General features: G+C 67.8%; 15 protein-coding genes. 5 read left to right on the plus strand and 10 right to left on the minus strand.

Annotation, left to right across the window (positions count from 1 at the left end):
- Positions 1 to 802 precede the first annotated feature (802 nt).
- From GZ997_RS03830 to GZ997_RS03855, 6 genes are all read right to left on the minus strand, one after another.
- A complete protein-coding gene (locus GZ997_RS03830; RefSeq protein WP_162678926.1) occupies positions 803 to 1,663 on the minus strand; it encodes an RNA methyltransferase in 861 nt (286 codons plus the stop codon).
- The gene (locus tag GZ997_RS03835; protein ID WP_162678927.1) at positions 1,660 to 3,654 is read right to left on the minus strand and encodes an ABC transporter ATP-binding protein; all 1,995 of its coding nucleotides are present in this window, start codon (positions 3,652 to 3,654) and stop codon (positions 1,660 to 1,662) included. The genes GZ997_RS03830 and GZ997_RS03835 overlap by 4 nt, the downstream gene beginning before the upstream one ends.
- The gene (locus GZ997_RS03840) at positions 3,651 to 5,408 is read right to left on the minus strand and encodes an ABC transporter ATP-binding protein (RefSeq protein WP_162678928.1); all 1,758 of its coding nucleotides are present in this window, start codon (positions 5,406 to 5,408) and stop codon (positions 3,651 to 3,653) included. Before GZ997_RS03840 ends, GZ997_RS03835 begins: the two co-directional genes overlap by 4 nt.
- 71 nt (positions 5,409 to 5,479) lie before the next feature.
- Positions 5,480 to 6,724: an SPFH domain-containing protein gene (locus GZ997_RS03845; protein ID WP_162678929.1), complete on the minus strand. Its 1,245-nt coding sequence runs from the start codon at positions 6,722 to 6,724 to the stop codon at positions 5,480 to 5,482.
- A 72-nt stretch (positions 6,725 to 6,796) separates the two neighbouring features.
- Positions 6,797 to 7,261: an NfeD family protein gene (locus tag GZ997_RS03850; RefSeq protein ID WP_161924245.1), complete on the minus strand. Its 465-nt coding sequence runs from the start codon at positions 7,259 to 7,261 to the stop codon at positions 6,797 to 6,799.
- A 118-nt stretch (positions 7,262 to 7,379) separates the two neighbouring features.
- Positions 7,380 to 8,162 (minus strand): ABC transporter ATP-binding protein, encoded by a 783-nt coding sequence (locus GZ997_RS03855; RefSeq protein WP_162678930.1) that lies wholly within the window; start codon positions 8,160 to 8,162, stop codon positions 7,380 to 7,382.
- Positions 8,163 to 8,224: 62 nt separating this feature from the next.
- Here GZ997_RS03855 and GZ997_RS03860 point away from each other — a divergent pair, with 62 nt between their 5' ends.
- Entirely contained in the window at positions 8,225 to 8,935 is a 711-nt protein-coding gene (locus GZ997_RS03860; RefSeq protein ID WP_162678931.1) for a hypothetical protein, read from the plus strand.
- A gap of 159 nt (positions 8,936 to 9,094) precedes the next feature.
- Here the strand turns inward: GZ997_RS03860 and glgA are convergent, their stop codons facing one another.
- Positions 9,095 to 10,327, minus strand: coding sequence for a glycogen synthase (gene glgA, locus GZ997_RS03865; RefSeq protein ID WP_161925349.1), 1,233 nt, complete (start codon positions 10,325 to 10,327; stop codon positions 9,095 to 9,097).
- A 277-nt stretch (positions 10,328 to 10,604) separates the two neighbouring features.
- Here glgA and glgC point away from each other — a divergent pair, with 277 nt between their 5' ends.
- Both glgC and serB read left to right on the plus strand, forming a co-directional pair.
- Complete coding sequence (gene glgC / locus GZ997_RS03870; protein WP_162678932.1) at positions 10,605 to 11,849, plus strand: glucose-1-phosphate adenylyltransferase; 1,245 nt, start codon at positions 10,605 to 10,607, stop codon at positions 11,847 to 11,849.
- A gap of 218 nt (positions 11,850 to 12,067) precedes the next feature.
- Positions 12,068 to 12,673: a phosphoserine phosphatase SerB gene (serB, locus tag GZ997_RS03875; protein ID WP_237564386.1), complete on the plus strand. Its 606-nt coding sequence runs from the start codon at positions 12,068 to 12,070 to the stop codon at positions 12,671 to 12,673.
- A 152-nt stretch (positions 12,674 to 12,825) separates the two neighbouring features.
- Here serB and GZ997_RS03880 read toward each other — a convergent pair whose 3' ends face one another.
- On the minus strand, positions 12,826 to 13,338 hold the full coding sequence (locus GZ997_RS03880) for a histidine phosphatase family protein (protein ID WP_162678933.1): 513 nt from the start codon (positions 13,336 to 13,338) through the stop codon (positions 12,826 to 12,828).
- Positions 13,328 to 14,179: an SDR family oxidoreductase gene (locus GZ997_RS03885; protein WP_161924251.1), complete on the minus strand. Its 852-nt coding sequence runs from the start codon at positions 14,177 to 14,179 to the stop codon at positions 13,328 to 13,330. The genes GZ997_RS03880 and GZ997_RS03885 overlap by 11 nt, the downstream gene beginning before the upstream one ends.
- 124 nt (positions 14,180 to 14,303) lie before the next feature.
- Between GZ997_RS03885 and dusB the strand changes: the two genes are divergently transcribed.
- Positions 14,304 to 15,587, plus strand: coding sequence for a tRNA dihydrouridine synthase DusB (gene dusB / locus GZ997_RS03890; RefSeq protein WP_343212264.1), 1,284 nt, complete (start codon positions 14,304 to 14,306; stop codon positions 15,585 to 15,587).
- Positions 15,588 to 15,686: 99 nt separating this feature from the next.
- On the opposite strand, the gene GZ997_RS03895 is transcribed toward dusB, so the two are convergent.
- Positions 15,687 to 16,895: a YibE/F family protein gene (locus GZ997_RS03895; protein ID WP_238994243.1), complete on the minus strand. Its 1,209-nt coding sequence runs from the start codon at positions 16,893 to 16,895 to the stop codon at positions 15,687 to 15,689.
- 1,016 nt (positions 16,896 to 17,911) lie between these two features.
- On the opposite strand from GZ997_RS03895, the gene GZ997_RS03900 reads away from it, so the two are divergent.
- Positions 17,912 to 18,622 carry a hypothetical protein gene (locus GZ997_RS03900; protein WP_161924253.1) on the plus strand — a complete coding sequence of 237 codons (711 nt, stop codon included), beginning with the start codon at positions 17,912 to 17,914 and terminating at the stop codon, positions 18,620 to 18,622.
- Positions 18,623 to 18,731: the final 109 nt, after the last annotated feature.

Genomic DNA, 18,731 nt, shown 5'->3' on the forward strand with positions numbered 1-18,731 from the left:
CAACGACACACCCACCTTCCCGCACCATCCCAACGATCCCAACCCGCACCCCCTCAACCCTGATGAGAAACGCTCAGTATACTCCCGGCAGTGACCCTTACATGTGTTCGCTCTCTCCATCAAACCCGGAATGATTGACCTCGTGTCCCGACTTACCCCGGTCGGGCGATGGACCTACTCCTCAGCGCGCTCAGACACAGACGCGGCGATCGGTTCGGCCCCGTCGGTGCCGTCTTCTTTCGGGTGCGCCTGAGACGAATCTCGGCGAGATGTTGCCACCCCAACAGCAGTGTGATAGCCTAAACACGACCTTGCGGTCAGAGTCCTTGTAGTCCCTATCTCGGAGAAATACGATGTCCGCACCCCTGAAGAAAACCTTGAAAGTGGCACTCGTCCTTGTGGCGGCGCTCTGTCTTAGCGTTTCGCCACTAGGCACCCCCGACGCAAGCGCAGCAAGCGAGTGGGTCAAACTCGGCTCAACGAGGCACTGCAGTCACTATTCGTTCGGACCAGTGTGCAACACGCAGACAACATGGTTCCGAAAAGGTTCCAAAGTGTGCCAGAAGCCGATTTTGCATGGTTGGGGTTACAGCTCGTGGCTCAACTACTGCTACAAGTACACGTGATCATCGCAGTAGTCGTAGTTGCGAGTCCTCGTGAACAACAGCTTGTCCAGCTTTCGCTGCCTGTGCTTGCGGCGCCGTCGCCAGCACAGGCAGTTCGATCAAAGCCGTCTGCCCTTCGATCTGGTCGACTGACTATGTGAGTTCAGTGCGATTAAACGTGCCGTTCCCCCGATTTGTCAGCAGATTGTCCAGAAGGCGACTGCGGCCGCCGCAGCCACATTGAGGGAGTCCACATCTGCGGCCATGGGGATGCGCACAACCGCGTCGGCGGCCGCGATCGTGCGGGGGCTCAGCCCATCGCCCTCGGCGCCCAGAACTAGGGCTACCCTCCCCTCCGGGTCGGTACAGGCAGGCGCGGCCGCGAAGGCGTCCAGACTGACCGATTCCCGCGTCAGCGCCAGGGCTGCCACCGTCCAGCCGCCCGCGTGCAGCTCGTCAAGGGCGGGCCACCGGTCGATGCGCGTCCACGGCACCTGGAAGACGGTGCCCATGGAGACGCGCACGCTGCGCCGGTACAGCGGGTCCGCGCAGCGCGGCGTGACCAGTACGGCATCGACCCCCAGGGCTGCGGCGCTGCGGAAGACAGCACCAACATTGGTGTGGTCGACCAAATCCTCCAGGACGGCGATGCGTCGTGCCCCGGCTCCGCCGCGCGCACCGGCCAGCAACTCGCTGACGTCGGCGAGGACTGGACGGTTCATCGCAGCCAGGGCACCGCGGTGCAGGTGGAATCCCGTCAGCGACTCCAGCAGTCCCTCCGGGGCAACAAACACCGGGACCTCACCGCCGTCGTCCCGTCCGCCGCAACCGGTGGCTGCGGCAATGACCGGGCGCATCTGCTCGAGGTGACGCGGGGCCATGAGAAAGGACCGCGGGGCGTGCCCTGCAGCCACCGCCCGGGCGATGACCTTCGTGGACTCGGCCATGTACAGGCCGCGTTCGGTCTCCAGGCGGCGCCGCAGAGCCACGTCGGTCAGGCGCAGGTAGTCGGCCAGGCGCTCATCGGTGTCATCCAGTTGCTCGAGCGGAACTATCACAGCCGGGTCTTGCCCCTACCACCCCGTCGCACCGCGGCCAGGATCGGGTCGGTGGTCACGGCCGTGTCCTCAGCGGCCTCCGGACCGGAGAACTGGCTCTGATAAAGCTCGTAGTAGGCGCCGCGGGCGGCCATCAGCTGCTCATGGCTGCCCTGCTCGACGATGTCTCCGTGCTCCATCACCAGGATGATGTCCGCGTCACGGATGGTGGACAGACGGTGGGCGATCACGAAACTAGTACGTCCCTGCCGCAGCTCCACCATCGCCTTCTGGACCAGCAGCTCGGTGCGGGTGTCCACCGAGGACGTAGCCTCATCCAGGACCAGGATCTGCCTGTCCGCCAGGAAGGCGCGCGCAATCGTGATCAGCTGCTTCTCCCCGGCAGAAACACCCGCACCGGCGTCGTCGATCACGGTGTTATAGCCGTCTGGCAGGGAGCGCACAATGTGGTCGACGCTTGCGGCGCGGGCCGCCGCCCGCACCTGCTCCTCATCGGCGTGAGCGGAGCCGAAGGCGATATTCTCACCGATGGTGGCCTCGAACAGCCAGGTGTCCTGCAGCACCATGCCGATCTGCTCACGCAGCTCGTTGCGTGCGAGCTCGCGCGTGTCGATGCCGTCCAGGGTGATAGAGCCGCCCTGTGGGTCGTAGAAGCGGAGCAGCAGGTTCACCAGGGTAGTCTTACCAGCCCCGGTTGGGCCCACGATGGCAACTGTCTGACCCGGCTCCACCGTAAGGTTCAGGTCCGTGATCAGCTCCGTGTCCGGGCTGTAGGAGAACCTCACGTGGTCGAATACGACTCGTCCGGCTACACGCTCGGGCAGGGCGCGGCGGGCGGAGTCCGTCTCCTCGGGGGCGTCCATGATCTCGAACAGGCGTTCCGCGCTGGCAGCACCGGACTGCAGCAGGTTGGCCATTGAAGCCAGCTGCGTGATCGGCTGGGTGAACTGCTGGGAGTACTGGATGAACGCCTGCACGTCTCCCAGAGTCATCTGTCCGCTAGTGATCTTCACGCCACCGATTACGGCGATTATCACGAAGTTCAGATTGGAGACCACACGCATTGCAGGCTGGATGGTGCCGGAGATCCACTGCGCCTTGTACGAGCCCTCGTACAGCCGGTTGTTCTCCTGCTCGAACAGCTCGTTGAAGGTCTCCTGGGAGTTAAACAGCGTGACCGCCTCGTGTCCGGTGAAGGCCTCCTCGACCACACCGGACACGTCACCCGTGGCATCCCACTGCGCCGTGAAGTGCGGCTGAGCCCGGGAGGCGATCAGGAGCGTAATGACCAGCGCCACGGGCAGCGTGGCCAGGGACACCAGCGACAGCTGCACTGAAACGGTCAGCATCATCGTGAACACTCCGACCACGGTGATGATCGAGTTCAGTGCCTGGGAGATGGTCTGCTGCAGAGTCTGGGTGATGTTGTCGACGTCGTTGGTCACGCGCGAGAGCATGTCGCCGCGCGAGCCGTGGTCAATGTAGGAGAGCGGTACGCGATCCAGCTTGTCCGCCACCTCGGCGCGCATACGCTGCCCGGTGCGCTGGACTACACCCGCGAGGATGCGGGCCTGAGCCCACAGGAACAGGGCGGACAGGAGGTACAGGGTCAGGGTCTGCACCAGAATCGTCATCAGGGCGCGGCTGTCCAGGCCCTGTCCAACCACGACGTCGTAGGCGGAGAGCATATCCGCGTACGTGTCCTGCCCTGCGGCGCGCAGCACTTGCTCAAGCTGGTCGCCCGACAGCCCGTGCGGTAGCCCGAAGGACTCCAGCAGCTTGCCCAGCACGCCCGCGAAGATGACGTTGGTTGCGCGGGCCATGACCTTGGGCGCAGCGACGTTCAGGACGACGGCGGCTGTGGTCAGCACCATGACGGTGGTGATGCGCACTCGCTCCGGGCGCAGCTCACGCAGCAGGCGCTTCCAGGTGCCGCGGAAGTCCTTCGCCTTCTGGTTGGGGGCCCGCCTGGGCCCGGGTCCGTGGCTCATGCGGCCTCCTCGGCACTGATCTGGGAAAGGACGATCTCCGTGTACGTGGGGCAGGTGTCCATGAGTTCGCTATGGGTGCCGACACCGACCACGTGCCCCTCGTCCAGGACCACGATCTGATCGGCGTTGCGCACGGATGCGACGCGCTGGGCGACGACGACGATCGTCGCCCCGCCGGTCGCCTGCGGCAGGCCTGCCCGCAGGCGCGCGTCGGTGGCGTAGTCAAGCGCGGAGAAGGAGTCGTCGAAGACGTACACTCCGGCGCGACGCACGAGCGCACGGGCGATGGCCAGGCGCTGGCGCTGCCCGCCGGAGAAGTTCACGCCGCCCTGGTCAACCTCGTGCTCAAGTCCGTCGTCCAGAGCCTGTACGAAGCCTGCCGCCTGGGCGGCCTCCAGCGCCTCCCACAGCTCGGCGTCGGTTGCGTCATGCCGTCCGTGCAGCAGGGTGGAGCGGATGGTGCCGGAGAACAGGTAGGCCTTCTGGGGGACGGTGGCGACGTTCTCCCGCAGCTCGTGCGGGTCCAGGTCACGTACGTCGACGCCGTCTACGGTTACCGCGCCCTCGGTTACGTCCAGCAGTCGCGGCAGCAGGTTGGCCAGTGTGGTCTTGCCCGAGCCGGTTGAGCCGATGAACGCCGTCGTCGTCCCGGGGGCCATGTCGATACTGATCTCCGCAAGGACGCGGGAGTCGGCTCCCGGGTAGCGGAAGGTCACGTTGTCCAGCGTGACTCGGCGGCCGCGCATTCCTGCGTCGGCGCCGGTGGGCTCGGGCAGGTGGCGCGGGTTCGCGGGAGCCTTGATTGCCGGGTCTACCGCCATGACCTCCTGGAAGCGGTTAGCGGCCACCTCGGCCCGCGGCAGGACAGTGACCAGCATGACGGCGATCATCACTGAGAAGAGGATCTGCATGATGTAGTTCAGGAAGGCAGTCAGGTCGCCTACCTCCATCTGCCCGTCGTTGATGCGCATACCGCCGAACCACATCACACCGAGGGAGGCGAGGTTCATGATGACCGTGACGGACGGGAACAGCATGGCGAACAGGCGCCCGATGCGCAGCGAGGTATCGGTCAGCGCGTCATTGGCCTCGTTGAACACCTGGCCGCGCTCCTTCTGCCGGACGAACGCCCGGATGACGCGCACACCCTGAATCTGCTCGCGCATCACCAGGTTCACGCGGTCGATACGGGACTGCATCACCCGGAAGTGAGGCAGCAGGCGGCTCATGAGCGTGCCGACCACCACCAGCAGGAGCGGGATCAGTACCAGCAGCAGGCCGGACAGGGGCACGTCCACGCGCAGGGCCATGATGGTGCCGCCCACCAGCATGATCGGCGCCATCAGCATCATGGTGCTGGCCATGAATACCACCATCTGCACCTGCTGGATGTCATTGGTGGAGCGGGTGATCAAGGAAGGCGCCCCGAAGCGGGAGACCTCCTCCAGATTGAAGCGCTGGACGTGGTTGAAGATGTCCGCGCGCATGGTCCGACCCAGGCCCATCGCGGCCCGTGCGGACAGATAGGTGCCAACGATGGCAACGATTCCCTGGACAACCGTGATCGCGAGCATCTGCCCGCCCAGGGACCAGATCTTGTCGGTATCGCCCGTGACCACGCCGTCATTGATGATGTCGGCATTCAGGGTGGGTAGCGATAAAACCGCGACCGTCTCGATGATCTTGAGGATGAAGACGATCGCCAACGAGGACGCATACGGTCTCAGGTAATGACGAAGTGTCTTGAATAGCACCTCGAGAGGCTACAACCAGCCGCCTCCCGGCACCCTCTCATTTCACTATCGGCATGCGCTTGGGACGAGTCTCACGCGTCGCGGCCCGAGGGCGGGATGGACGGGGGCACGCTGGGCCGCGCCCCGGAGTCCCCGGTGTCGGCGTGGCGGCCGCCTGAGGTCGGCAGTGCCGTGGTCTCAGGGGCACTCGGCACAGGCGTGCCCGGCTGCTGGGGAGTCCCGGCCCCGGCGCGACCTGCCGCCGGCGTGTCTGCGGCCTCTGCCTCCTGGGAGGCTGATGCGGCCTCCCCGCGGGCCTGGGCGAGCGCCTCTTCGGGGGCCTGCAAGCTGGTCTGCGCCAGGTCCCCGGCGATGTCGAGACTGGACTCCATGCCGGAGACATCCACCTTGACATCCCCGCCCGCGCCGGCGCCGAAGGCACCGGAGTCCGGGCCGCCGGGGGACTTGCCGCCCAGCGCGCCGGCGATGCCGTCCAGTGCGGCCGTGAACTCGGTGGGCACGATCCACATCTTCGAGGAGGATCCGTTGGCGATCTTCGGCAGGGTCTGCAGGTACTGGTAGGCCAGCAGCTTGGGATCGGCGTTGCCGCGGTGGATGGCGTCAAAGACCTGCAGGATGGCGCGGGACTCACCCTGCGCCTTGAGGATCGCGGACTGGGCCTGACCCTCGGCCCGCAGAATCGCGGACTGCTTGTCACCCTCAGCAGTCAGGATCTGGGACTGCTTGACGCCCTCCGCGGTCAGGATGGCGGCGCGGCGGTCGCGCTCGGCGCGCATCTGCTGCTCCATGGCTCCCTGGATCGAGGCGGGCGGGTCAATGGACTTCAGCTCCACATTGGACACGCGGATGCCCCAGCGGCCGGTGGCCTGGTCCAGCACCCCGCGCAGCTGGCCGTTGATCTGGTCGCGGCTGGTCAGCGTCTGCTCCAGGTCCATGGCGCCGATGACGTTGCGCAGGGTGGTCACGGTCAGCTGCTCGATCGCCTGCAGGTAGTTGGCGATCTCGTAGGTTGCGCGCTTGGGGTCGGTGACCTGGTAGTAGATGACCGAGTCGATTGACACCACCAGGTTGTCGGAGGTGATCACCGGCTGGGGCGGGAAGGAGACCACCTGCTCGCGCAGGTCCACCGTGGTGCGCACCCGGTCTACGAAAGGCACCAGCAGGTGCATGCCCGCGCCGTACTCGGCCTGGAACTTGCCCAGGCGCTCGACGATGATCGCGTAGGACTGGGGGACGATCTGCACCGCCCGGAACAGGGCGACAATTACGAGCAGCAGTATCAGTATGAGGATGACGAGAATCGTGGTCTCTAGCACTGCAGGGCCTTTCGATCGGTTGTATTCGGAAGCATACGGGAATGTGACGCTTATCGTTACCTCGCCGGTACGCTATCGGCCCGGCGCCAGCGGCACTACGACCGCGACGGCGCCGTCGATGGCGACCACGCGCACACCCGCACCGGGTTCCACGTGCGCGTCGGCAAGGGACCCGTAGGACTGCGGCGCAGGAGCCAGGCGGGCACTCCACTCCTCGCCGTCCAGGTTGATGCGGCCGTCGCGCGAGTCAACGACCGTGAGCGCAGTGGCCTCGCGGCCGATGCGGGCCTCGGCGTTGGTGCGCATCTCGGGGGTGGTTGCGGCCAGGTGCCGCTTGGCCCAGGGACGGACCGCTACCAGCAGCAGCGTGGCCACCAGGGCGAACACGACCGCCTGCGCCCAGGGCGGGCCGCCCAGGGCGGCAGTCGCTGCGCCTCCTAGCGCGCCACCGGCCAGCATGAGAAACGTCAGGTCCGCTGTTGCCATCTCGATGACACCGAGCAGGAGTGCGGCTCCGACCCACCACAGCCAAATCATCGTTCGCTCCTCCAGTTCATGTGCCTGTCATCGGCGTCGTCATTGTGAGCACAACCATTATGCGCACCGTCTTCATCCGCGGCGCCCCGACCTTTCCCGACCGGCCGGGCAGGGGCCGTCAGGCTCCCCGGGCCGCGTAGCGGCCCCGATCCCGGGCTATCTCCAGGGGTAGGCCGAAGGTGGCGGTGACGACGTCGTTGGTCATGACATCCTCCAAGGGCCCCTGGGCTATGGCGGTGCCGTGGCGCAGCGCCATAGCGTGCGTGAAGCCCACGGGGATCTCCTCCAGGTGGTGGGTCACCAGCAGCATGGAGGGGGCGCCCGCACTGGACAGGATCTCACTGAGCGCCGCCAGCAGTTGCTCCCGGCCGGCCAGGTCGAGCCCGGCCGCCGGCTCATCCAGAACCAGCAGCTCCGGATCGGGCATCAGCGCCCGTGCGAGCTCAATGCGCTTGCGCTCCCCCGATGACAGACTCGCCCACGCCCGGTCCGCAAGGTGTGCGGCGCCCAGTGCGGACAGCAGGGCGCGGGCACGCTCGACATCAAAGTCGTCATATTCCTCACGCCACACACCGATTTTGCCGTAGGAGGCCGACAGCACCACGGACAGCCCGGTCTCGGCAGGCCCGACCCGGGCCGCCAGGGCGGTGGAGGCCAGGCCGATGCGGGGCCGCAGGTCACCGACGTCCACGCGTCCCAGCCGCTCACCAAGAATCTCGACCTCCCCGGAAGAGGGGAACAACCGGGCCGAGGCGATGCGCGAGATCGTAGTCTTGCCGGCGCCGTTGGGGCCGAGCAGCACCCAGTGCTGCCCCTCCTCCACGGCCCAGCTCACGTGGGAGAGAATCTGGGTGGTTCCGCGGTGGAGCGAGACGTCATCGAAGCGGAGCACGCTGGTCATGTGCCCACCCTATCCCGCGGGACGGTTCGCCCATCCGCAATTTGCCGCTAGGGTGCGGCGTCGTGGATCCTCTCGCGCTGCCACTGTCCGTCCTGCTGGCCCTGTGGGCGCCGCTGCCCTCCTCGCAGGGGCGCGCCGTAGTGCAAGGCCCCGACGCCGTGCATGAGGCGGCCGATGACGTCTCCCCCTGGGGACTGGGCCGCGCATCCCTGGAGCGGTGGGTGGCCGACTTCGGGCCGCTCGCGCGTGCGAGCGCGGTGCTGCCGTCCCCCGCAGATCCTTTACCCGGGCTGGCCGCCGCAGTCGACGCCGGCGAGGGTGTAGTGATGGAGTCCGCCTCCGGCCGCAGCGTGCTACTGGTGCCTTGGGCGTCCGGAGCGTCGGTCACCTGGCAGGTGGAGGAGATGCCTGCCCCATTACCTCCCCTGGACGCCTCCCAGGCGCGCCGGGACGTGCACTCCGCCACTGAGGCGGCGATCGACGCGCTGATCGAGCTGGACCTGGCCCGCGAGCGCCCCGAGCTGGCCGATACGCTCAACGACCTGATCACCGCCGTCGTCGATCCGCGCCTACTGCCGCCAGGGCTGGACCCGCGCCGTCGTACCCTGCTGGAGCGGTCCTTGCGCCTGCGCGCAATCTGCACCCTGGCCCTGGAGGACGACGGCGCCGCGGCAACGGCCCAGCAGGCCGAGCGGCGCGGCGCCATTCTGCGTCCTCTGCTCGCCGCCGCGCGCCGGGGCGTTGGTGCGGCAACCGAATGGTGGGCACACTGAGGGGCTCCGGAGGCTGCCGACTCCCCCGGAACTGACGCTGCCGCCCGGGTGGGCGGCAGCGTCAGTGCCGAAGGCAGCGGACCGCAGCCCGGACAGGAGTCCGACGGCAAGCGGCGTGTCAGCAAACGGGCACGGGCAGGGCCCGAATGCCTGCGCGCATCAGCGCGGGTTGGCAAGCGCCCAGCGGTAGACCTCCATGGTGCGGTCGGCGATCGCGGTCCAGGAGAAGTGCTCCTCCACCCGCTTGCGCGCGGCCGCACCCATCTGCTGGGCCTTGTCGGCGTCCATGACCAGCTCGGTCAGCCGGTCGGCAAGGTCGGTGGCGAACTGCTCGGGGTGGATGGGCGTGCCGGTGCCGTCTTGCAGCTGCTCGATCGGGACCAGATAGCCGGTCTCGCCATCGACGATGACATCCGGGATACCGCCAGTGGCGGAGCCGACTACCGGCAGCCCCATCGCCATGGCCTCAAGGTTGACGATGCCCAGGGGCTCGTACACCGAGGGGCAGACGAACACGTCCGAGGCGGCCAGAACCGCTTGGAGCTCGCGGTGCGGGAGCATTTCCTCAATCATAATCAGGCCGGTGCGCTGGGCCTGCAAGGCGGCCACGGCCTCGTCCACCTCGGCCTTGATCTCCGGGGTATCGGGGGCGCCGGCGCACAGGATGACCTGAACCTGCTCGGGCAGCTTCTCCACGGCACGCAGCAGGTGTGGCAGGCCCTTCTGACGGGTGATGCGGCCGACGAACACGATCGTCGGGCGCGAGGTGTCGATGCCGTAGCGCTCGCGGACCTGCTCGGCGAGTGCCTCGAACTCGGCGTCGGCGGGGCGCGCCCAGCCGGCCAGGTCAATGCCGTTGTGAACCACCTTGACCCGTTCGGGGTCAACGTTCGGGTACGACTTCAGGATATCCGCGCGCATGCCGTTGGACACGGCGATAATCGCCGAAGCGCCCTCGTATGCCTGCTGCTCCGCCCAGGAGGACAGGGCGTAGCCGCCACCCAGCTGCTCAGCCTTCCAGGGGCGCATGGGCTCCAGGGAGTGGGCGGAGAGGACGTGGGGGATTCCGTAGAGCAGGCCCGCCAGGTGGCCGGCGAGGTTGGCGTACCAGGTGTGGGAGTGCACGATGTCGGCGCCCTCCACCCCGGGGACCATTTCCAGGTCCACGCCGAAGGTGCGCAGGGCGGCGTTGGCCCCCTCCAGCTCGGCCACCTCCGGGTACCCGGTGACGCCCGCGTCGGCGCCCTCGGTGCCGGGCTCGCGGGGGCCGCCGAAGGCGTGCACACGCACATCGGCCAAGGGCCGCAGCACTTTGGCGAGCTCATTGACGTGGACGCCGGCACCTCCATAGATAAAGGGCGGGTACTCCTTTGTCAGCAGGTCGACTCGCAGTCCGTCATTGATGTTGGTTTCCTCGGTCACAGCACTCTCCTTCGTGGTCGTGCACCCATGCACATCCGGCGGGCCTTGCCGTAGCTCACACAGTATCCCGGACCGTGCTCCGGCGCGCAGTTTTGGCGTGGCGGGGTTCGCCGACCGAGCCGCCCGGCTCGATCCGAATGACAGGCCGCTCGATCTGCGGGTTGATCTACAGGTTGTTTCGAAGGTACTTCGATCCAATCGGCTCAATAGCCTCGCAAGATGACGAAAATCACCGTAAGGTGGGGCCATGGCTTCTCCTCGTGTCCTCGCAATCATCCTCGCCGGCGGTGAAGGCAAGCGCCTGATGCCGCTGACGGTAGACCGCGCCAAGCCCGCAGTGCCCTTCGGCGGCATCTACCGGCTGATCGACTTCTCCCTGTCCAACATGATCAACTCGGGCTTCCTGAAGGTGGTCGTGCTGACCCAGTACAAGTCCCACTCACTGGACCGGCACATCTCCAAGACCTGGCGCATGTCAGACATGCTGGGCAACTACATCGCCCCCGTGCCCGCGCAGCAGCGTGTGGGCAAGCACTGGTTCCTCGGCTCGGCGGACGCCATCTACCAGTCCCTCAACCTGGTTGAGGACGAGCGCCCTGACTACGTGGTCATCACCGGTGCGGACAACATCTACCGCATGGACTTCTCTCAGATGCTCGACCACCACATCGCCTCCGGGCTGCCGTGCACCGTCGCCGGCATCCGGCAGCCGCGCGAGCTCGCGGACCAGTTCGGCATCATCGAGTCCGACCCCGACTCCCGCGGCAAGATCAAGGCCTTCGTCGAGAAGCCCAAGGAGACCCCGGGCCTGCCGGACTCCCCCGATGAGGTACTCGCCTCGATGGGCAACTACATCATGGACGCCGACGCCCTGACCGAGGCGGTCACCATCGACGCCGCCGACGAGTCCTCCAAGCATGACATGGGCGGCAACATCGTCCCCTGGTTCGTCTCCCAGGGCGCGGCCGGCGTGTATGACTTCAAGGACAACGAGGTCCCCGGCGCCACCGAGCGTGACCGCGACTACTGGCGCGACGTGGGTACCGTCGACGCCTTCTACGAGGCCCACCAGGACCTGATCAGCGTCAGCCCGGTGTTCAACCTCTACAACAGCCGCTGGCCGCTGTTCGCCGGGTACTCGGGCTCGATGCCGCCGGCCAAGTTCGTGTACGGGCACCACGAGCGCCTGGGCCACGCCGTCGACTCCATCGTCTCTCCCGGCGTGATCATCTCCGGCGGCGAGGTCATCTCCTCGGTTCTCTCCCCCGAGGTGCGGGTGAACTCCTGGTCCTCGGTACGGGAGTCCGTGCTCATGGACGGCGTCAACGTCGGCCGCAACACCGTGGTCAACCGCGCCATCCTAGACAAGAACGTTGTAGTCGAGGAGGGTGCCATGGTGGGCATCGACCCTGAGCACGACCGTGAGCGCGGCTTCACGGTGACGGAGTCCGGCATCACCGTCGTCGCCAAGGGACAGCGTGTAGCGCGCTGACCGGTCCAACTCCACTCCACGGCGCATACGCCAGATACGCCCCCGCCCCGGGATCGTTGCGATCCCGGGGCGGGGGCGTATGTGGCGCGCCTGCGTTGGTTACCATCCTGGGCATGCACTCCAGCGCGCTCCCATTCGCCCCACCGCCCGGCCTACCACGCGTATCCGGTGCGCGCGCGAGCGGGGAGCTGGCCGCCCTCGGGCCGGGCCTGCTGGTCATGGATGTGGACTCCACCCTGATCGAGCAGGAGGTGATCGAGCTGATCGCCGAGCGGGCCGGCACTCGCGAGCGCGTTGCCGAGGTGACCGCGCGGGCGATGCGCGGCGAGCTGGACTTTGCCGCCTCACTGCGTGAACGCGTCGCGACACTGGCCGGGGTTCCGCAGACGGTGTTCGCCGCGGTGCTGGAGGAGGTGCGACTGACCCCGGGCGCGCGTGAGCTCATTGAGGCGCTGCATGCACGCGGCTGCCGGGTCGGGGTGGTCTCGGGCGGCTTCGAGGAGGTGGTGTGCCCACTGGCGCGCGGCCTCGGGATCGACCATGTCGCCGCCAACCGGCTGGAGGTGGCGGGCGGGGCGCTCACCGGCCGGGTGCTGGGTCGCATCGTGGACCGCGAGGAGAAAGTTCGCTGTCTGCGCGCCTGGGCCCAGGCCGATGGCGTGCCCATGACGCGCACGGTCGCGGTGGGCGACGGCGCCAACGACCTGGGCATGATCGCCGAGGCTGCTTTGGGGGTGGCCTTCTGCGCCAAACCGGTGGTTGCCGAGTCGGCACCGGCCGCGGTGCACGTGCGCGACCTCATGGCGGTGCTGGACCTGCTCTAGCGAGCTTGGCGCACTTGGCAGCCTTGGGGCGTCCTTGGGCGCACTTCGGCGTGCTGTGCCTTGCGCCTGCCGCAGCACGCCACCCCCGCCGAGCTCGGTCGTTATAACCGACAAGTTCGGTCGAAGTGGTGCCGTGGGCCTGTCCGCCAGAATCAGCGCGGAGCCGTGACTATTTCGCTCAGGTGCGCGGTCTTGGGACCGAGACCCGCCCAGTTGACCGGCACCTGCAGCAGAAGCGCTGTGGCGGTGGGAATGCCGAAGGAAACCTGGTCGGCCAAGTCATCTACGGTGTCATGCAGCATGTGGGCCAGCACCGAGACGGTCGGCTCGTGGCCAACGACGAGCACGTGGCGGGTTGTCTCCGGGAGGGGCTGCAACAGGCGGAGGATCCCGCCGGGGCCCTCATGGTAGATCTCCGGCTCCACGCGCGTGAGCGACGGCGCCAGGCGCTCGCGCATGGGGCCGGCGGTCTGGCGTGCACGGGCGGCGGGCGATACCAGAAGCAGATCAAGGCTTGTCACCCGGTGCTCCAAAGAGCGGGCGAGCTCGTCCGCCAGACTCCGCCCGCGCGAGGTGAGCGGGCGCTCAAGATCGGTGGGGGCGTTATGGGACGCCTTCGAGTGCCGTACCAGTACGAGAAGCTTCCCGGCGGGGTCAGTCGTCACGCGGATACCCTACCGTCAGGCGGAGGGCGGCGCCGCCGTCGGCGTGGATCACCTGACCGGTTGTGGCCGGCAGCCAGTCGGACAGCAGCGCGACGGCAGTGCGGGCCACGGGCTCGGCATCGTTGCGATCCCAACCGAGCGGGGCCGCATCCTCCCAGTTGGCGGCCAGCGTATCCATGCCGGGGATGGCAGAGGATGCGGGCGTGACCAGCGGACCGGCGCTGAGGGCATTCACCCGCACGCCCGCCGGTCCCAGCTCCACGGCGAGCGCCCGCACGCTCGCCTCCAGCGCGGCCTTCAGGGGACCCATCCAGCCATAGCCGGGGTGGACGTGGCCTGTGTCGAAGGTGAGTGCAAGCACCGACGCGTGCGCGGAGAGCAAATGCCGTACGGCGTCTACGAGCGCCTGTAGTGAGGCCGCGGAGGCGGTGAAGGCCTCGGCCAGTGCCCGACCGCGTGCCCCGGGATCCGTGACGGTTGCGCCTGCGTCCGAACGATTGCGTGTAAGCGTGCCCAGCACTGCGGCGTCGGCGTGGGCGATGGCGTGGACGACGCCGTCCACCTGATCCACTCCTGCCTCTTGCAGCCGGGGGGCGAGGCAGGCAAGGGAGTCAGGGTCGGTGACGTCCAGGGGCACAATCGCGTGCACTCCACCGTAGCGGCGGGCGACCGCCTCACTCAGGCGGAGTGTGCGCGGGTGGCCGGTCATTACCAGGCGGGCTCCCTGCGCGCGGCAGGCGACGGCGATGGCGGTGGCAATGGAGGCCGGGCGCAGCACGCCGGTAACCAGGATGGTGCGCCCATCCAGCATTCCCCCGGATGGGGGCGGTTGCTCGCTCATGCCGCCAGCTTCGCACGTGGCGGCGAACATGTCGTGGATGTGCCAGCATGTGCCAGTGAGTGCATCGCCTGAAACGACCCAGTCGGCGGCTACGCCAGTCGTTGAGCCTGCTCCGGTATCGCCCATCCCCGCACAGGCCGCCCGGCCCGGGGCGGGCGTCGCCGCGCCGCTGCGCATCGGCCCGTTGGAGATCGCCACGCCGGTGGTGCTCGCCCCCATGGCCGGAGTGACGAATGCCTCATTTCGGCGCTTGTGCCGCATCTACGGGGAGGAGGCACTGCCCTCCGCGCTGCGCCCGGCACAGGAGGGGCCGGTCACTACCCCGGAAGGCGCGCTGTCCGCCCCGGCGGGTCTGTACGTCACCGAGATGGTCACCACCCGAGCCCTGGTGGAGCGCAACGCCAAGACTCTGTCGATGGTGCGGACGGACCCCACCGAACGGGTGCGTTCGATTCAGCTGTACGGGGTGGACCCAGCGACCGTGGCTGCGGCGGTCCACATCCTGGTGGCCGAGGACCTGGCTGACCATATTGACCTGAATTTCGGCTGCCCCGTCCCCAAGGTGACTAGAAAGGGCGGTGGCGCCGCCCTGCCGTGGAAGCGGGACCTGTTGGAGGCGATCATGCGTGCGGCGGTGCAGGCTGCACGCTCCGCCGGCGCGGCCGCCCGCCGCGAGCGCGAAGTGCCGGTAACGGTCAAGATGCGCCTGGGGATTGATGACGAGCACGAGACCTTCCTGGATGCGGCCCGTATCGCTGCAGACGCCGGAATCGCGGCTCTGGCACTGCACGCGCGCACGGCCCGGCAGCACTACTCCGGCCACGCGCGTTGGGAGCAGATCGCCCGTTTGAAGGAGGCCACCGCACTGCCGGTGCTCGGAAACGGGGACGTGTGGAGTGGCGACGACGCCGTGTCCATGCTTGAGCAGACTGGTTGCGACGGCGTCGTGGTGGGGCGCGGCTGCCAGGGACGGCCGTGGCTGTTCGCAGACATCGTCTCAGCCATGCACGGGCGGTCCGGGCGGACCCGCCCCGACCTGGATGCGGTGGTTGCCGTGATCAAGGAGCACGGGCGACTGCTGGCGGCCGAGCTGGGTGAGGACCGGGGCGTACGCGATCTGCGCAAGCACATCGGCTGGTACCTGAAGGGCTACCCGGTGGGTGGCGCGGCACGCGCAGAGTTGATGCGTGTGTCCTCGCTACCGGAACTGGACACCGCGCTGGCACGTATGCGTGCACGGCTGCCGCAGGATGTGCCCTATCCGGGTCCGGCGGCGGAGGGACCGCGTGGGCGGGCGGGTAGTCCGCGTTCCCCGCACCTGCCCGAGGGCTGGTTGGACTCTCCCTTCCTGGACGAGGAGGATCGGGCACTGCTGGCCGACGCCGAGCTGGACGTATCCGGCGGTTGAGCCGGTGCGTTGCGCGCGGCGGCTCAGCCGCCGAGTTGTGCCTGGAACCCGGTGATGGGCCTACGCAGCCTGTCGCAACCGGCTCCCGCATCGGCGCGGTCACGCGTCGGCAGGCTCTCCGGTGCGGCACAGGGCGGCGGCGATCGCCGTCGTCACCGGGATGGCCAGTACCAGGCCGATGGATGACACCAGGGTGCGCACGACCTCTTCGGCGATCTCGCCCGAAAGCAGGGTGGCGGCCAGCGGCCGGTCGATCAGCGAGGCCGCCAGAATCAGCGGCAGGGCCGTGCCGGCGTAGGCGAAGGCGAGGGTGTAGACGGTGGAGGCGATGTGGTCACGGCCGATCCGCATGCCTCCGGTGAACAGCCGCGCACGGCCCAGGGCTGGGTTGGCGGCGTGCAGCTCCCACACGGCGGAGGCCTGGGTGATAGTGACGTCATTGAGCACGCCCAGGGCCGCCACCACCATGCCGCAGGTCAGCAAGGCCTGCAGGTTAATACCGCCCACCATCGCCGTGAGGGTCAGGGCGGTCTCCTCGGTGGCGCCGGTGAGGTTAGCGGCGTCCACGCCCCACAGTGATAGCAGGACCGTGATGACCACGCCGGCGAAGGTGCCCAGCAGTGCCGTGGTGGTGCGCACGGAGATGCCGTGGGCGACGTAGACCGCCAATAGCATCATGGCCGAGGCGCCCACCAGCGTCACCCACATGGGTGAGGCCAGATCCAGTAGCGCCGGGATCATGAAACCGAGCAGGACGCCCGTTGCGAGCAGCAGTCCCAGCACGCTGAGAGCACCCTTACGGCCGGCGACGGCGACGACGAGTACCAGGTACACCACCGCCAGCGCAGCCACCGGCACCTGGCGGGCGTAGTCGACGAACACGTACGGGGTGCCGGAGGCCAGCGCAGCGGGGGTGTACATCACCTGCAGGTGGTCGCCGACTTCGGCTGCTGCCAGGGACTCGGAGGGGATGTGCACCGGCATGACCAGGCCCTCGCCGTCGCCGGAGGTGATGCGCGCGCACACCGCGTCGGCGAGCAGCGATTCGTTGGCGACTCCCTCCAGCGCTCCGGTGGTGTCGGCGCAGGCGGCGGTGTTCAGGGAGGTGATGGTGGCCGATTCGAGAGCGGCGCCGTCAGCGGTGAAGGGCTGGGAGCCGACCAGTGAGTTCCCACTCGGCCACAGCACGATCAGACCGATCAGTGTGGCCACCACCAGCGGGATGACGATCGCCGCCAGCACTAGGCGCACCCGCCGGGCCTCGGCCGCGCCCAGGTTGAGAGGGCCGGAATGGCTGTGCGCCGCCAGGGATGCGTGCGGGTTCGAGGCGCGCGGGCCGGCAGTGGTATCGGCCCGGCCGGTAGGTGATTCCCCGGCGTGCACGTTGCTCGGCCCGTCGACAGGCAGTTCGGCGGGCGCTGCGGCAGAGGCTGGCGTCGTCTCGTCGTTCACACGGCCATCATGCCCGCCGGCGGCGTCGATCCGCGCGCACCGCGCAGGCACGTCGCCCTGAGGCGACCGGCTCCGGCCTGAGTCGGCTTGAGGCAACTCGGGCGGCACGAGCCTGGCAGGTGTGCGCCGACCAGCCGCCCATCCCCGGGCCAAACCCAGGTGCGTTGCACGACCTTCGGGTGCGTTGCACGACCCCCGGGTGGTCGTGGAACACACACCAAGGTCGTGCAGTGTCACCGAGGTCGTGCAGTACGAGGCCCGCGGCACCGCAAAACGAGACCGACCAGCGGTCCAGGAGTACGGACAGCGTGGACCACCGGATTACTCCCGCGGATGCTGGCCGGCCGAGGCACCAAAACCCACGGATACCATTAGCGGCGCCCCAGACACCCACTTATCCACAGTCGACGATGCGAGAGTGGTCATCGCACCCAACTTCGGCGAATGCTGGAGACATGCCCACCTCGCCTGACCTAGCTCACGACCGTGCTCGCGACCGTGATCTGTTTCCCGTGCTGATTCACACCGGTCGGCATGACCGCGCCGGCGTAGAGTTCCCCCGCTCCGCGCTGCGGCTTGCTCCCGGCATTCACTGGGTTCCAGCCCCTGAGGCGAAGCGCTGGCAGCATCGCTATACCTTGGCCTTGGCACGCGCCATAACCGCGCAAACAACGCACCGCTCCGCGTGCTGCCTCACGCACGCATCCGCGGCCCTTGTGCTTGGCCTGCCAATGATGACCCAGGAACCGGACGTATACCTGGCGGTTCCCAGCACGCCCAAGCGAGTTGGCACGCCGCTGCCCTTGATCAGTGTGCCTCCCACGGGACCGCCGCGGTCGAGCGCACACGAGGACTTCTACTGCCGGCAGATCATGCTTTGGCGCCGACACTTGGACCTCCCGGAGGAAGACATCACCGTGGTCGGCGGGGTGCCGGTCACCACCGTGTTACGCACCGCCTTCGACTGTGCGTTCGACGAGCCCGCACACAACGCCCTGGCGATTGCCGACGCGGCGCTGCGGTTGTACTGCCGATCGCAGCCGAACGACCACCGTGCGTATGCAGACGCCGAGAAGCGGGCTCGCGACACCTGGCAGGAGTGGCTGCAGCGATCCCCGCACAGGCGCGGAATTGCACAAGCACGTGCCGTACTGGAAGCGGCGACGCCGTTAGCCGACTCTCCTGGCGAAAGCGTCATGCGCTGGTTGACTCTCGTGCTCGGACTTGCGGCGCCACAAGTGCAGTACCGGGTGAGCGACCACGCGAGCATGTGGTGGCTCGACCTGTGCTGGCCCGAGCACGGGATCGTCATCGAGGTTGACGGCCGAGTCAAGTACAACACCAGGGAGGACGCCTGGCAGGAGAAACTGCGTCAGGACGCCATCCAGGCCATGGGTTGGCGATTCATACGCGTGACTTACGGGGAGTTCCGCGATCTGCGCGCGCTGGCGGACAAGATCCTCGCGGCCTTTCCGCCCGGGGTTGTCGCCTCGCTCAGACCCAACCGCGTCCTGCTGCGGCCGGGTACGAGATTGGAGTCGGGCCTGTGCGAGGGCTCGATGCTCGGGCTGCGGCGTCGGTGAGCGGTGCCGCGCAATATGTCGATTTACGACCCTGGCTGCGTTGCACGACCTTGGTGCCTGTTGCACGACCACCCGGGGGTCGTGGAACACACACCAAGGTCGTGCAACG

This window comes from Actinomyces sp. 565, assembly GCF_010365615.1.
Taxonomy (GTDB): Bacteria; Actinomycetota; Actinomycetes; order Actinomycetales; family Actinomycetaceae; genus Actinomyces.